Annotated in this window: 12 protein-coding genes; 6 read left to right on the top strand and 6 right to left on the bottom strand. The window is 63.4% G+C overall.

All coding sequences use genetic code 11. The annotated features are described in order from the left end of the window. Window positions 1–85: 85 nt before the first annotated feature. Complete coding sequence (locus tag J5251_RS07460; protein WP_139007292.1) at window positions 86–904, top strand: IclR family transcriptional regulator; 819 nt, start codon at window positions 86–88, stop codon at window positions 902–904. A gap of 103 nt (window positions 905–1,007) precedes the next feature. After that, window positions 1,008–1,811, top strand: coding sequence for an IclR family transcriptional regulator (locus J5251_RS07455; RefSeq protein WP_139007293.1), 804 nt, complete (start codon window positions 1,008–1,010; stop codon window positions 1,809–1,811). On the opposite strand, the gene J5251_RS07450 is transcribed toward J5251_RS07455, so the two are convergent. Next, the gene (locus J5251_RS07450; RefSeq protein WP_139007294.1) at window positions 1,785–2,981 is read right to left on the bottom strand and encodes an aromatic ring-hydroxylating oxygenase subunit alpha; all 1,197 of its coding nucleotides are present in this window, start codon (window positions 2,979–2,981) and stop codon (window positions 1,785–1,787) included. The two genes, J5251_RS07455 and J5251_RS07450, sit on opposite strands and share 27 nt — an antisense overlap. Window positions 2,982–3,064: 83 nt before the next feature. Further along, window positions 3,065–4,267, bottom strand: coding sequence for an NAD(P)/FAD-dependent oxidoreductase (locus J5251_RS07445; protein ID WP_139007295.1), 1,203 nt, complete (start codon window positions 4,265–4,267; stop codon window positions 3,065–3,067). A gap of 304 nt (window positions 4,268–4,571) precedes the next feature. Between J5251_RS07445 and J5251_RS07440 the strand changes: the two genes are divergently transcribed. From J5251_RS07440 to J5251_RS07425, 4 genes are read left to right on the top strand one after another with little or no spacing between them, the layout of a single operon-like run. Next, on the top strand, window positions 4,572–4,922 hold the full coding sequence (locus tag J5251_RS07440) for a bifunctional 3-phenylpropionate/cinnamic acid dioxygenase ferredoxin subunit (RefSeq protein WP_139007306.1): 351 nt from the start codon (window positions 4,572–4,574) through the stop codon (window positions 4,920–4,922). A 32-nt stretch (window positions 4,923–4,954) separates the two neighbouring features. Next, entirely contained in the window at window positions 4,955–6,868 is a 1,914-nt protein-coding gene (locus J5251_RS07435) for a BCCT family transporter (protein ID WP_139007296.1), read from the top strand. A gap of 25 nt (window positions 6,869–6,893) precedes the next feature. Continuing rightward, window positions 6,894–7,868, top strand: coding sequence for a formyltetrahydrofolate deformylase (gene purU, locus J5251_RS07430; protein WP_431188608.1), 975 nt, complete (start codon window positions 6,894–6,896; stop codon window positions 7,866–7,868). Window positions 7,869–7,890: 22 nt separating this feature from the next. Further along, the gene (locus J5251_RS07425) at window positions 7,891–10,380 is read left to right on the top strand and encodes a GcvT family protein (RefSeq protein WP_208575638.1); all 2,490 of its coding nucleotides are present in this window, start codon (window positions 7,891–7,893) and stop codon (window positions 10,378–10,380) included. A gap of 114 nt (window positions 10,381–10,494) precedes the next feature. Here J5251_RS07425 and rlmN read toward each other — a convergent pair whose 3' ends face one another. From rlmN to sucC, 4 genes are all read right to left on the bottom strand, one after another. Next, the gene (gene rlmN / locus J5251_RS07420) at window positions 10,495–11,730 is read right to left on the bottom strand and encodes a 23S rRNA (adenine(2503)-C(2))-methyltransferase RlmN (protein WP_139007298.1); all 1,236 of its coding nucleotides are present in this window, start codon (window positions 11,728–11,730) and stop codon (window positions 10,495–10,497) included. 48 nt (window positions 11,731–11,778) lie between these two features. Further along, on the bottom strand, window positions 11,779–12,834 hold the full coding sequence (locus tag J5251_RS07415) for a zinc-dependent alcohol dehydrogenase family protein (RefSeq protein ID WP_208575637.1): 1,056 nt from the start codon (window positions 12,832–12,834) through the stop codon (window positions 11,779–11,781). Between the two features lie 162 nt (window positions 12,835–12,996). Beyond that, entirely contained in the window at window positions 12,997–13,932 is a 936-nt protein-coding gene (gene sucD / locus J5251_RS07410) for a succinate--CoA ligase subunit alpha (protein ID WP_074699720.1), read from the bottom strand. A gap of 18 nt (window positions 13,933–13,950) precedes the next feature. Further along, window positions 13,951–15,114: an ADP-forming succinate--CoA ligase subunit beta gene (sucC, locus tag J5251_RS07405; protein ID WP_139007300.1), complete on the bottom strand. Its 1,164-nt coding sequence runs from the start codon at window positions 15,112–15,114 to the stop codon at window positions 13,951–13,953. Window positions 15,115–15,285: the final 171 nt, after the last annotated feature.

The following is a 15,285-nucleotide window of genomic DNA, read 5'->3' as shown; positions in this document are numbered from 1 at the left end:
CAAGGCGGAATGGGAGTGAATGCGGCGCAGACGGACACCCGTCTGCGCCGCATTAGCCGTTCCATAGGCCAGAATGGACACCACCATGAGTGATACAGCTGCATCCGGTTCAACTGCACCCGCGAGCGACGGCGCCACGTCCGATGTGCGCGGCGCTTCCGTCCTGGTCAACGCCATCGAGGTCCTTCGCTGCTTCACCGCGGAACAACCGCTTCAAGGAGTCACGGAGATTGCGGCGCAGGTAGGCCTGCACAAGAGCACCGTCTCGCGCATCCTTGCTACCTTGGAACAGGAGGACCTGGTTGAACGCGACGCCGCATCGCGACGGTTCAAGTTGGGTCTGGGGCTGATCGCCGTCGCGGGTCCGCTATTGGCAGATCTGGATGAGCGCCGGGCGGCTTACCCTGTGCTGCAGGAATTGACCGAGCTCACCGGCGAAACCAGTGCACTTATGGTCTGGAACGGTAGTGAGTCAGTCTGCGTTGAGCAGCTGCCCAGCCGGCAGCAGGTCAAGCACACCACCCCCCTGGGTACCCGCTACAACACCGCGGTCAGTTCCTCGGTTCAGGTCTTCCTGGCCGGCGAAGGGACCGAACGGGCAGGGACACGGCTCACCAGCGGACAGATTATCCTCTCCGCCCCTACGCAGGAGAACGTGGACGAGTATCTGACACGGCTCAAGCAGGTTTCGTCGCAGGGCTATGCCACCAACTACGGGGAGACCTCGCTGGACGAGGTGGGCGTCGCCGCCCCTGTCTTCGACCACCGCGGCGATCTCGTTGCCTGTGTCATGCTGGCAGCTCCCCGCTACAGGGTGTCCACCGATCAGCTGCAGGCATTGGTGGGAGCCTGCACCGCAGCCGCACGCAAAGTCACCGTCCGGCTCGGCGGAAACCCCGCCTGATCCCCTCACATTGAAAGAGGTCCCATGTTCGAACCGCGAGGCAACAAGGCCAGCTCGCGCGGCCTGATGCCTGCATCCTCCCCATGTCTGAGAGCATGGTGATATGCCTGCAACTGACTTCACTATCGACGACGAGAGCCCGGACGCCGGCCGCGGGGTTCAGTCCGTCGATCGCGCCATCACGGTTCTCGAAATTCTCGCGCGCACCGGGTCTGCCGGAGTAAGTGAGATTGCCGAAGAAATGGGCGTGCACAAATCCACTGCTTCCAGGCTTCTGGCATCGCTCGATCAACGAGGGATGGTCCAGCAGAACTCCGAGCGCGGCAAGTATCATCTCGGTTTTAGCATTCTCCGGCTAGCCAATTCCATTCCAGGCAGGCTGAGCCTGGTCCGCGAAGCACGGCCGATCCTGGAAGCCTTGGCCGAACAGCACAAGGAAACAGTCAATCTGGCCGTCCTGCGTTCCAATTACGCCGTCAACGTGGATCAGGCGATGGGCCCTTCCACCCTGTCCACGCATGACTGGATCGGCAGCCTCACGCCGCTCCACGCCACTTCCAGCGGCAAGGTGCTGCTCGCGGCGCTGACATCGGAACAACGGCAAAAGATCCTCAAGGAGACCGGGCTCCCAGCCCAAACCGCCCGGACCATCACTTCCAAACAGGAACTTGAGAAGGAGCTGCTCGAGGTGGGCAGCTCAGGCTATGCCGTGGTCTCCGAAGAATTCGAGATAGGCCTCAGCGCGATCGCCGTTCCCGTATATGACCACCTCGGGACAGTCATCGGCGCCGTCAGCATGTCCGGTCCTTCGTTCCGCTTCAAGCCCAAGGAAATGCCCGGCCTGATCGAGGATCTCAAACAGGCCGGGCAAGATATCAGCTCACGGATGGGTTACAGCCTCGAGTGATTCAGGAGCATCGGGTACGGCGTCGGCAACGGGACCGGAGACCGTACCGGTGCCGTCGATCATCTGCTGCACCCAGTGATGGAACGCGCCGATGTGGTGCTCGCTGGGAACCAGGACGCCGCCCTTGGCATAGATCTTCGAGCCCATGGCGGGCTGGCATCGTTCACAGGCATCGAAATCCTGCTGGTTCACCCGATGGAACAGCTCCACGGACGAGGTGAGATCTCTACCGCTTTCCACAACGCTGGGCAGATAGAGCCAGTCGCATTCGACGATCGTGTGGTCCGCGGCCATCGGGAACATCCGGTGGATGATGACGTGGTCCGGCACCAGGTTGACGAAGACTGTCGGTTTGATCGTAATGGCATAGTAGCGGCGGTCCTGATCGTCGCCGATTCCCGGAATCCGGTCCACGCCTTCTGAACCGTCGATGGTGAAACCCTTGACGTCTTCGCCGAACTCCGCGCCGTGGCCGACGAAGTACTGGGCTGCCAGTCCATCTGCGAATTCGGGCAGCACCTCCGTCAACTCTGGATGGATGGTAGCGCAGTGGTAGCACTCCATGAAGTTCTCGATGATTAGCTTCCAATTCGCCTTCACATCGTAGGTGATACGCCGGCCAAGTTTCAGGTTGGCGACGTCGTAGCTCTCGATAGCCTGGACATCGCCGAGGCGTTCCTCGATAGCCCCGACAACGTCGTCCTCGAACGACGGCGGCTCATCGGCCAGACAGAGCCAGACATAGCCGAGGTATTCGCGCACAGCTACATGGACCAGCCCATACTTTTCCCGGTCGATATCCGGCATCTTCGTAAGATTCGGGGCCGCGATCAGCTTGCCATCAAAGTCGTAGGTCCAGGCGTGGTAGGGGCACTGGAAAGAGCGGCCGGCCTCACCGGATTCCTCCATGCACAGCTTGACCCCGCGGTGCCGGCAAATGTTGTAGTAAGCCCGAATGGCGCCTTTCCGGTTGCGGGTGACGATGACGGACTCGCGGCCAATCTGGACTGTCTTGTAAGCGCCGGGCTTCGCCAGGTCCTCCGACCGCACGGCACAGAACCACATTTGCTCAAAGATGCGTTCCTGCTCGGTCCGGAAAATGTCCTCGTCGACATAGGTGTTGCCGGGCAGAGTCGAGATAAGACTTTCCGAGATGATTTCGGCGGTCATAGGGGTACTCCTTGGAAATGCGAGAAGCGGAAGGTGGAATCAGATATTTGGAATGGCTACGGCAGTAAGTGGTGCTGACCGGCTCAAGAGGCGGCCACGAACTCCCCTGCCGGGACCAGATACTGCTGAGCGTTTTTGTTCAGGAACTTGCGCCATTTGGTGAACTGCCGGGTCTGGTCCACACCCAGCACGGCGACCGGTTCGGCGCCGGCGTAGTACACGGCCAGGAAGCAGCGCTCGGCAACGTCGCCGTGCTCGATTTCGATCCGGTCATGCCCCCGGACCTGACCGGCAAACTGGATTCGGGATCCGTACTGATCTGACCAGAAGTACGGCGGATTGACGGGCTGCTGCACGGCGTTTTCGTCCAGCAGTGCGGCTACGGCGAGAGCCGGGCGTTCGTTCGCCCCGGCCCAGTGCTCTATGCGCTGGTGGCTTTGAGCCTGCAGGTCGTACCACGCGGCACAGTCGCCAACGGCGGATACACCGGGCCGGTTGGTCCGGCCCATGGCATCGCACAGGACGCCATTGTCCAGCGCGATGCCCGATCCTTCCAGCCATTCAACGTTGGGTTGCGCTCCAATGCCAACGAGTACGACGTCGGAGGGCAGCCGCCTGCCATTGTCCAGGACTACTTCGCTCACCGAGGTTCCGCTCATGGTGAAGGAGGAAACACCGGTCCCACAGAGCAGCTCCACTCCGGCTGCTTCGTGAAGGCCGGCCACCGCAGCGCCCATTTGGGCTCCGAGCGGGCCTGCCAGCGGTGCAACCGCCCTTTCCACTACGGTCACGTCCATGCCGGCTGCCTTCGCCGTGGACGCGGTTTCCGCTCCGATAAATCCTGCACCGATGACTACCAGTCGATGCCCGGAGACCAGCCGGGGCCGCAGAGCCTGCGCATCGGCAAGCGTGCGCAGAGTGAAGACGTTCTGCATGCCTTGCAGTTCAGCCAACCCGCGGGCCGAAGCGCCTGTGGCAATTATTACCTTGTCTGCGGTGACGCTGCGCCCATCGTTGAGCGTGACGGTCAAGGACTGGGCGTCGAAGCGCTCGGCACGGACTCCCAGCAGCCATTCCGCGTTCAGGTCCTCGCCAACTTCCTCCAGCGCCAGGTCCTCCAGACCGATCTTGCCTGCCAGGAAGTCCTTGGACAGCGGCGGTCGATCATAAGGACGGGGCGCTTCGTCCCCGATGATGACGAGTCTGCCGGCAAAGCCTTGGGCCCGCGCTGCCCGGGCGGCGGAGAGTCCGGCCAGGGACGCTCCCACGACTACAAGAGTCTGCATAGATTGGCCTTTCACAACACTGGAGAGATGCGCTCCTGCACCTTCTGGTTAAGAAGCTTGCTCAATTGCGCTCAACGCAACTTGCATCGCTATGTGAAACAGCATGACTTCCGCAACGACCCTGTGTCAAGAGTCACAAATACGCAATCGCGGGGTTGCAGATTATTGCGAATCATGTGGCCTGCGACACAAAAACTCTTGACAGGTACCACCTTCAGCAGTCAGGCTGTTGCCTATCGTGAACGAAGTTGTTCATGACGGAACTGCCGCCAAAGAGCGGCTGGCAATGAAAGAGGTTCGCTCCATGCACAAGGCATGCCCACTGAAAGAGCTGGCACCCGGAGACGCCATCCGCCTGGATACGTCCCCTCCCATCGCTGTTTTCCACACCGAGGAGGGCGAGCTCTTCGCCATCGATGATACGTGCACCCATCAGGACGCATCGCTGGCGGATGGCTGGGTCGAGGGCTGTGAAGTGGAGTGCCCGCTGCACGCCTCCAAATTCAACTTACGCACGGGCAATGTGGACGCCCCGCCAGCGAAGCTGCCGGTCCGGGTCCACGAAGTCGAGGTAGTAGACGGAACCATTATGGTCCGCGAATCAGGCGACGCTCCGAATCTTCCGCCTGGCCTGACCGTAGACGGACACATTTAGCCGGGGCATAGGTCATCGAGCATAGGAAATTCATGACAACGAATAAAGAACTTGCAGTTGATGATGGCACTCCTGACGATGAGCTCAGCGAACTCGTCCGCAAGGATCCGCTGGGCGATGACCAGCAAGCCAAACCGCCGGCTGCAGAAGAAACTTCACTGGATCAGCAGATCCTGCAGGAACTGCGCGATTCGGAAACAGAGCACGCCGCTGCCCGCCGGAGCCTGGTACCCCGTGGTCTGGACAAGACGGTCTTCGCGGTAGCGGGCGTCCTCGCTCTAGGTTTTGTCGCGTGGGGCTTCCTCGGCACCGACAACCTCTCAGCCACTTCCCAGAACGCGCTCAACTGGGTCATGGAAAACACCGGCTGGCTCTTTATCCTGCTCGCCTCGCTCTTCGTTGTCTACGTGCTTTGGCTCGCGCTGGGCCGCTTCGGCAATATCCCGCTAGGTAAGGACGGTGAGAAGCCGGAGTTCAGGACCATCTCATGGATCTCCATGATGTTCGCCGCCGGCATGGGCATTGGCCTGATGTTCTACGGGGTGGCCGAGCCGATGTACCACTACGTCGCCCCGCCGCCCGGCAGCGTGAACGGTCAAACACCTGAAGCTATCCAGACCGCCATGGCTACGTCCCTCTTCCATTGGACGTTGCACCCTTGGGCGATGTACGCCGTCGTCGGTGTTGCCATGGCCTATGGGACGTACCGTCTGGGTCGCAAGCAGTTGATCTCCGCCACCTTCACCTCGCTGTTCGGCCATAAGACCGTGGAGGGGCCGGTCGGGAAGTTCATCAACATTCTGGCTATCTTTGCCACGCTCTTCGGCACGGCGGCCTCGCTTGGCCTTGGCGCCTTGCAGATCGGCAGCGGCATGGCCTTCAACGGTTGGGTTGGCGACCTAGCCACCCCAGTCCTGGTGGCCATCGTCGCCGTGCTTACTGTCTGCTTCGTCGCCTCCGCGATTTCCGGCATCCGACGCGGCATCCAGTGGCTGGCGAATATCAATATGGTCCTCGCCGTCATCCTCGCGCTGATCGTTTTCGTAGCTGGTCCCACGCTCTTCATTCTCAATCTGGTGCCCGCCGCCGTTGGCGACTACGCCCGTGACTTAGCTGAAATGGCTTCACGCACCGAAGCCGTCGGCGACGAGGCCCTGCGTACCTGGATGTCCGGCTGGACAATCTTCTACTGGGCCTGGTGGGTCTCCTGGACGCCGTTTGTAGGCATGTTCATCGCCCGCATTAGCCGGGGCCGAACCATTCGTCAGTTTGTCACCGGGGTGCTCCTGGTGCCCAGCGTCGTCAGCGTGATCTGGTTTGCAATCTTCGGCGGTGCTGCGTTCAGTGTTCAGGAGAAGGCTAATGAAACACCGGACACTGGCGACGGGCTGGTCGACGTGGTCGACGGCGAACCCTCCATCTCCTTCGACGGCGCCCTTTTCGATCTGCTCCAGAACCTTCCGCTGCCGAATATTATCGCGGGCGGGGTTGCCGTTCTCGCCATGGTCCTGGTGGGCATCTTCTTCGTAACCGGCGCGGATTCCGCCTCGCTGGTCATGGGCTCGCTGAGCTCCAACGGTGCCGAGGAGCCCTCCCGAGGCGTCGTCATCTTCTGGGGCGTGCTGACTGGCGGAGTTGCGGCGGTCATGCTGCTGGCTGGTGGTGATCAGCCCGCTGAAGCCCTCTCCGGTCTCCAGCGAATAACCATTGTGGCAGCCCTGCCCTTCGTCCTGGTCATGCTGCTGATGTGCTTCGCGCTGGCCAAGGACCTGCGCCGGGACCCGCTCTCCTTGAGGCGGCGGCTGGCAACGTCAGTGGTGGAACGCGCCATCCGCTCCGGTGTAGATCAGCACGGCGGCGTCCATTTCGACCTCGTCACGAGGCACGAATGCGACGAGCAGTGCGATTCCAGCGATAAATGCCCATCCCGGAGCTCCGGCTCCTGATTTTTCTACCGAACTTGCGAGGTAAATGACTATGACGGCTTTGGCCACCACTGAATTACTCAACGATGACCTTACGGCTGACCGTGTCCACGCGTACGCTGGGAAACACACGGCCCCGTTTGTCCTGACGCTCTCGTGTCCGGAACGTCCCGGAATTGTCCACGCTGTGACCAGCTTCCTGGCCGAGCGCGGCTTCGACATCGCGGAGCACCAGCAATTCGACGACCATGTAAGTGGCACGCTGTTCCTGCGGACAGCTTTTGCGCCGGCGGGCATAACAGCTGGATCCGGCGGGGACAAGGGCAGCGACGCGGATCGCCCGGCGATGGCGGCAGCCTTGGCTGAGGAGTTCGTGGATGTGGCGGACAGGTTCGGAATGACCTTCGAAATCCATGACGGCAGCCCCAAGCGGCTGCTGGTCATGGTGTCGAAATTCGGCCATTGCCTCAACGACCTGATCTTCCGGTGGCAGGCCGGGAGCCTTGGGGCTGAAATCGCCGTCGTTGTTTCCAATCATGAGGACTTGCGCCCGATGGCCGAGGCAGCTGGCCTGCCCTTTGTGCACGTGCCTGTGACTGCCGCTACCAAGGCCGACGCCGAGCGGCGGTTGCTGGAGCTCGTCGCAGAACACAACGCCGACCTGGTGGTGCTGGCACGCTACATGCAGGTGCTCTCGGACGACCTTTGCGAGGCCTTGCGCGGCCGCGCGATCAATATTCACCACTCGTTCCTGCCCGGGTTCAAGGGTGCCAAGCCGTACCACCAGGCCTACGACCGCGGCGTGAAGCTGGTCGGGGCCACCGCCCACTACGTCACCGCCGACCTGGACGAGGGCCCGATCATCGAGCAGGAGGTGTTCCGGGTTGACCACAGCCTGGATCCTGCGTCACTGGTTACAGTGGGCCGCGATGCCGAGGCCCAGGCCTTGTCCCGCGCCGTGAAGTGGCATTGCCAGCACCGAGTCCTGCTCAACAACACCCGCACCGTCGTCTTCCGCTAAACGCGATCCTAGGAGAATACTTATGAGCCACACACCCCGCGTAGTCATCATCGGGGCCGGCATTGTCGGCGCCAACCTGGCCGACGAGCTGGCCACCCGCGGCTGGAACAACGTCACCGTCCTCGAACAGGGACCGCTGCATCTGGCCGGTGGTTCCACCTCGCATGCACCCGGCCTGGTGTTCCAGACCAACCCGTCCAAGACGATGACCGAGCTCGCTGGCTACACGGTGGAAAAGCTGCTCTCGCTCAGTGCGGACGGGCGCTCCTGTTTCAACCAGGTCGGCGGGCTTGAGGTCGCCACCACAGAGGCGCGCCTTCAGGAGCTGAAGCGCCGGCTGGGCTTCGCTACATCCTGGGGTCTTGAGGGCCGGCTGATCGACCCGGATGAGTGCGAGAAGCGCTACCCGATGATCAACCGGGATATGGTCCTGGGCGGACTGTATGTACCCTCCGACGGCCTGGCCTCCGCCGCCCGCGCGGTGCAGCTGCTGATCGAAAAGGCCAGCGAAGCGGGCGTAAAGTTCATCGGCTCCACCCCCGTGACCGGCATCGAGCAGGCTGGCGGCAAAGTCACCGGCGTGGAGACGCCCGACGGTGTGGTGCCGGCGGACATCGTGGTTTCCTGCGCCGGTTTCTGGGGCCCCAAAATCGGTGCCATGGTCGGCATGCCGGTGCCGCTGCTGCCGCTGGCACACCAGTACGTCAAGACCACGGCAGTGCCGGAGCTCGCGGGCCACAACGAGCTGCCCAACGGCGCCCGTCTGCCTATCCTGCGCCATCAGGACAAGGATCTGTATTACCGCGAGCATGGTGAGCGGATCGGCATCGGTTCCTACGCGCACCGCCCGATGCCGGTGGATCTGAACGAGCTGCCGCAGGTACGGGCAGACCAGATGTCCGAGCACCGCATGCCCTCGCGGTTGGAGTTCACCGAGGCCGATTTCCTGCCGTCGTGGCAGGACAGCAAGGAGCTGCTGCCCGCCCTGCGCGGCGCCGAGATTGAGGACGGCTTCAACGGGATCTTCTCCTTTACGCCGGACGGCGGCCCCCTGATCGGCGAGTCGCCCGAGGTTGAGGGCTTCTACCTCGCGGAGGCCGTCTGGGTGACTCACTCGGCCGGCGTCGCCAAGGCCGTCGCCGAGCTGTTGGTGGAAGGCCAGTCCGGCACGCCCCTGCACGAATGCGAGGCGACACGCTTCGAGAAGGTGCAGGTCAGCAAGGAGTATGTCAGCGAAACTTCGCAGCAGAACTTCGTGGAGATCTACGACGTGCTCCACCCGCTGCAGCCACGCGAATCTCCGCGCGATCTCCGCGTCAGCCCGTTCAACGTCCGCCAGCATGAACTCGGCGCATTCTTCCTCGAGTCCGCCGGCTGGGAGCGTCCGCACTGGTACGAGGCCAACAGCGCGCTGCTGCAGGAGCTGCCGGAAGAATGGCAGGCACCGGAGCGGGACAGCTGGTCCAACATGTTCCACTCCCCCATCTCTGCGGCCGAAGCGTGGAAGACGCGTACCGCCGTCGCGCTCTATGACATGACTCCGCTGAAGCGCCTGGAGGTGACCGGCCCGGGTGCCCTGGCGCTGCTGCAGCGGCTGAGCACCGGCAACATCGCCAAAAAGCCGGGGGCCGTCACCTACTGCCTGCTGCTGGCGGACGACGGCGGCGTCCGCAGCGATGTGACCATCGCACGGCTCGCCGAGGAGACCTTCCAGCTCGGAGTGAACGGCAACATCGACTTCGACTACTTCCGGGTCGAGGCCCGCAAGCAGTCCGCAGCCGACCCGGCACAGTGGGTCCATGTCTCCGATATCACCGGGGGAACCTGCTGCATCGGCCTGTGGGGGCCGCTGGCCCGCGAGGTCATCGGCAAGGTCAGCGAGGATGACTACACCAACGATTCGCTGCGCTATTTCCGGGCCAAGGAGGTCCACATCGGCGGCATCCCCGTCACGGCCATGCGGCTTTCCTATGTCGGGGAGCTCGGCTGGGAGCTGTACACCTCGGCCGAGTACGGACTGAAGCTATGGGATCTGCTCTTCGAAGCCGGCCAGGAGCACGGCATCGTCGCCGCCGGCCGCGGTGCCTTCAACAGCCTCCGGCTGGAAAAGGGCTACCGGCTCTGGGGCACCGACGTCACTCCCGAGCACAGCCCGTATGAAGCCGGACTCGGGTTCTCGGTCTTCAAGGACAAGACGGACTTCGTGGGATACGAAGCCCTGACAGCCCGCCGGGCCGAGCCGGCCTCCCGGGAACTGAAGTGCCTGACGGTCGACGACGGCACGTCCGTAGTTTTGGGCAAGGAACCGGTGTTCGTCGACGGCGAGCCCGCCGGTTACGTCACCAGCGCGGCCTACGGCTACACCGTTGGGCGGCCCATCGCCTACGCCTGGCTGCCGGCCGGTCTGGAGGAGGGCGATTCCGTGGAGATCGGTTACTTCGGCCGGAAGGTCGCTGCGACCATCGCTGCTGAACCGCTGGTGGATCCGAAGATGGAACGGCTGCGCGGGTAGCGGGTGACGGATCAATGACAGGCTAGCGCCGCAATTGGCAGCAGCGGCCCCGCTCCAGTGGGAAGGAGCGGGGCCGCTGCTTTGTGCTTGGTGCTTTGCAGCGATTAGCGGCGTTTAGTCTGCGACGTTTTCGTCGTCTGCGGCGGCGAGCTGCCCGCAGGCGCCGTCGATCTCTTTGCCGCGGGTGTCGCGCAGCGTTGTCGGGATGCCGGCGGCGATCAACCGGTTGATGAACTCGGTCTCCACCGCCTTCTCCGACGAGGTCCAGATGGAACCGGGCGTCGGGTTCAGCGGAATCGGGTTTACATGCACCCAGCCGCGGCCGCGCTTGTTCAGCTTCTTGGCCAGCAGATCTGCGCGCCATGCGTGGTCGTTCATGTCCTTGATCAGCGCGTACTCGATGCTGACCCGCCGGCCGGTCACAGCGTAGTAGTTGTAGGCCGCATCCAGCGCCTCGTCGACCTTCCACCGGCTGTTTACCGGAATCAGCTCGTCGCGCAGTTCGTCGTCCGGCGCGTGCAGGCTCAGTGCGAAGGTAACCGGAATGTCCTCGGCAGCGAGCTTGTTGATCGCCGGCACCAGACCCACGGTGGAGACGGTGATGTTGCGGGCGGACATGCCCAGGCCCTCGGGGGCCTCGGCTGCCATGCGGTGCACCGCTGCCATTACGCGCTTATAGTTGGCCAGGGGCTCGCCCATGCCCATGAAAACGATGTTGGTGACACGCTCGGCGTCGTGCCCGCCGTCCCTGCGCTTGCCGCCCAGCGCGCCTTCGGCGATTACCCGGTTGGCCTGGACAATCTGGTCCAGGATCTCCGCAGTTGACATATTGCGCGTCAGTCCGGCCTGGCCGGTGGCACAGAACGGGCAGTTCATACCGCAGCCGCACTGGCTGGAGACGCACAGCGTGATCCGGCCCGGGTAGCGCATCAGCACCGACTCGACCAGCGAGCCGTCGAACAGCCGCCACAGGAATTTGATGGTGTCGCCGTTGTCCGTCTTGAGCTGCTTGACCTTGGTCAGCAGCGTCGGGAACATTTCGGCGACCAGCTCTTCGCGGCCGTCCTTGGGGAGGTCGCTCATGGCTTCCGGGTCCGTGGTGAAGTGCTGGAAGTAGTGCGTGGAGAGCTGCTTGGCGCGGAACGCGGGCAGGCCCATTTCCTTGAGCTTGGCCTGCCGCTCGGCGAGGGTCAGATCGGCCAGGTGTGTCGGCGGCTGCTTCACGCGCGGCGATTTGAACTGCAGCAGCGGACGGCCGTCGCTGGTGACAGCGGGTTCGGCACCTTCTACGGCAGGACGCACCTGTGGCCGGGAAGACGTGGCAGTGGGGGAAGAATTCAAAACAGACATCTACACCATTCTCCCATGCCGATGCAAATGAGTCGGACCCCTCTCCCCTTACGGCTTGAGCAGCACCTTGATCGCGCGGCGTTCATCCATGGCCTTATACGCCTCGGCCGCGTTGTCGAGCGGCATTTCGACGTCGAAAACCTTGCCAGGGTTGATCTTGCCGGCAAGTACGTCTGCCAGCAGCTCGGGCAGGTAGACCCGGGTGGACGCGGCCCCACCTGCCACCGAGATGTTCTTGGCAAACAGCACGCCGATGGGCAGTTCCGCTCCGCCCGCCGGAACGCCGACAAAACCGATGCTGCCGCCGGGGCGCGTGGACCGCAGCGCCTGGTCCATCGATTCCTCGGTTCCCACGCATTCGAGCACCGAATCCGCGGACACCCCGCCCAGCAGGGAACGCACCGCTTCCGCCCCGGCCTTTCCGCGCTCCTCGACGATGTCGGTAGCGCCGAACTCTTTGGCTAGCGCCTGCCGGTCAGTATGCCGGGACATCATGATGATCCGCTCCGCACCGAGCCGTTTCGCTGCCAGCACGCCGCACAGCCCCACCGCCCCATCTCCAACAACGACGACGGAACGGCCGGGCCCCACCGCTGCACTCACTGCCGCGTGGTGCCCCGTGCCCATGACATCGGAGAGCGCCAGCAGGTCGGCGGTCAGTTCCGCATCCGGCCGGTCCACGCCGGGCACCTTCACCAGCGTTGCCTCGGCCCGTGGCACGCGCACGGCTTCGCCCTGGCCGCCGTCGACGTGGAACCCATCCTCGTCCGTGCTGCCCCAGGAGGCCCGATGGTCACACGCCACGGTGACGCCGTTGCGGCACTGCGGGCACTCGCCGCAGCTGGCCACCCATGGCGCGACCACGAAGTCACCCGGGGCCAGGGCCGTCACCGCATCCCCGACCCTCTCGACCACACCGACGAATTCGTGGCCGATGGCGCGCGGCTCTGCAGTCTCGCGGATGCCCCGATAGGGCCACAGATCGGAGCCGCAAACACAAGCGGCGGTCACTTTGACCACCACGTCCGTGGGAAGCTGCACCGTGGGATAGGGCCGCTCTTCCACCCGGATATCGCGGGGTCCGTGGATGATCGTGGCGCGCATGTGCTCTCCTTGCGTCGGGAACGGCTGTTTCCAGCCTAGCCAGCCGCCGGACCGTACGGAATCACGCTGCGTAAAGTACGACGGCGGCGCTGTCACCTTCGCGATGAAGGTGACAGCGCCGCCGTCGTTAGCTTGGAACTTTCCGCTTTCGCGGACGAACCCTTAGAGGTTCGAGGGTTCCTCATGCTCGGGGTAGACCTCGCGCAGCAGGTGGGCGGTCTCGGACGGCGTCTTGCCGACCTTGACTCCTGCGGCCTCGAGGGCCTCCTTCTTGGCCTGGGCGGTACCGGCGGAACCGGAAACGATGGCGCCGGCGTGGCCCATGGTCTTGCCCTCAGGCGCGGTGAAGCCTGCCACGTAGCCGACAACCGGCTTGGTGACGTTGTTCTTGATGAACTCGGCCGCACGCTCTTCGGCGTCGCCCCCGATCTCGCCGATCATCACGATGGCCTTGGTATCGGGGTCAGCCTCGAACGCAGCCAGGGCGTCGATGTGCGTGGTGCCGATGACCGGGTCGCCGCCGATGCCGATGGCGGTGGAGAAGCCCAGGTCGCGCAGTTCGTACATCATCTGGTAGGTCAGGGTGCCGGACTTGGAAACCAGGCCGACGCCGCCCTTGCCGGTGATGTTCGCCGGGGTGATGCCCACGAGGGACTCGCCCGGAGTGATGATGCCGGGGCAGTTCGGGCCGATGATGCGGGTGATCTGGTTGCCGTCGGCATCCTTCTTGGACTGTGCCAGCGCCCAGAACTCTGCGGAGTCCTGGACCGGAACGCCTTCGGTGATGACGACGACGAGGCCGATTTCGGCTTCGATGGCCTCGACCACGGCGTCCTTGGTGAAGGCCGGCGGAACGAAGACGATCGAGACGTCAGCGCCGGTCTCGGCAATGGCTTCCTTGACCGAACCGTAAACGGGCAGTTCGAGCTGGGCGCCGCGCTGGTCCTTGTGCTGAACAGTGGTGCCGGCCTTGCGGGCGTTCACGCCACCGACAACGTTGGTGCCGGCGTGGAGCATGCGGGCGGTGTGCTTGGAGCCCTCGCCGCCGGTGATGCCCTGGACGATGACCTTGGAGTCCTTGTTAATGAAGATAGACATGTTCTTTTTCCTCAATCCTCAGGCGTTCGCCAGTTCGGCGGCCTTGTCGGCGCCTTCGTCCATACCGACTGCCAGGGTGACCAGCGGGTGGTTCGCGTCCCGGAGGATACGGCGGCCTTCCTCGACGCTGTTGCCGTCCAAACGGACAACCAGCGGCTTGGTGGCCTTCTCGCCCAGGATCTCCAGGGCCTTGACGATACCGTTTGCGACGGCGTCACAGGCAGTGATGCCACCGAAGACGTTGACGAACACGCTCTTGACCTGCGCGTCGTTCAGGATGATGTCCAGACCGTTGGCCATGACCTCGGCCGAAGCGCCGCCGCCGATGTCCAGGAAGTTGGCCGGCTTGACGTTGCCGTGGTTTTCGCCGGCGTAGGCGACGACGTCCAGCGTGGACATGACCAGCCCGGCGCCGTTGCCGATGATGCCGACCTGGCCATCGAGCTTGACGTAGTTCAGGTCCAGTTCCTTGGCCTTTGCCTCGAGCGGATCCGCGGCGTCCTTGTCCTCGAGCTCGGCGTGCTCGGGGTGGCGGAACGCGGCGTTCTCGTCGATGGAGACCTTGCCGTCCAGGGCGACGATGTCGCCGGCGCCGGTCTTGACCAGCGGGTTGACCTCGACCAGGGTGGCGTCTTCCTTGATGAAGACATCCCAGAGCTTGATGATGGTTTCGGCGACCTTGCCGCGCAGTTCCTCGGCGAAGCCGGCGGCGGCGACGATTTCGTCGGCCTTGGCCTGGTCGATGCCGACGGCGGGGTCAACGGCGATCTTGGCCAGAGCGTCGGGGCGCTCGACAGCCAGCTGTTCGATCTCCATGCCGCCTTCCACCGAGCACATGGCCAGGTAGTTGCGGTTGGCCCGGTCCAGCAGGACGGAGAAGTAGTACTCCTCGGCGATGTCCGCGCCCTGGGCGATCATGACCTTGTTGACCGTGTGGCCCTTGATGTCCATGCCGAGGATGTTGGTGGCGTATTCGAACGCTTCGTCCGGAGTCTTCGCGACCTTGACGCCGCCGGCTTTACCGCGGCCGCCAACTTTTACCTGAGCCTTGACGACAACAACGCCGCCAATCTTTTCGGCTGCTGCTTTGGCTTCTTCTGGAGTGTAGGCAACGATTCCTGCAAGCACGGGTACAGCATGTGCCTCAAAGAGATCGCGCGCCTGGTATTCATACAGGTCCACGGGTTGTGTCCTTCTACGTCGAAGTCGTTTCTGACTCGGAGCGCGGATCTGCGTCACTTCGTGCCTGCGTAGGCGGACATTTTTTCGGTGCAAATCCGTTCGCGCTCCAAGGGGAACTTTAGTCCCTTGGCGTGCGACGCCTGTCCTAGAGTACCGCTTTCGTGATCAAGG

This window comes from Arthrobacter crystallopoietes, assembly GCF_017603825.1.
Taxonomy (GTDB): domain Bacteria; phylum Actinomycetota; class Actinomycetes; order Actinomycetales; family Micrococcaceae; genus Crystallibacter; species Crystallibacter crystallopoietes_B.
This window is presented reverse-complemented; position numbering and strand designations above follow the sequence as displayed.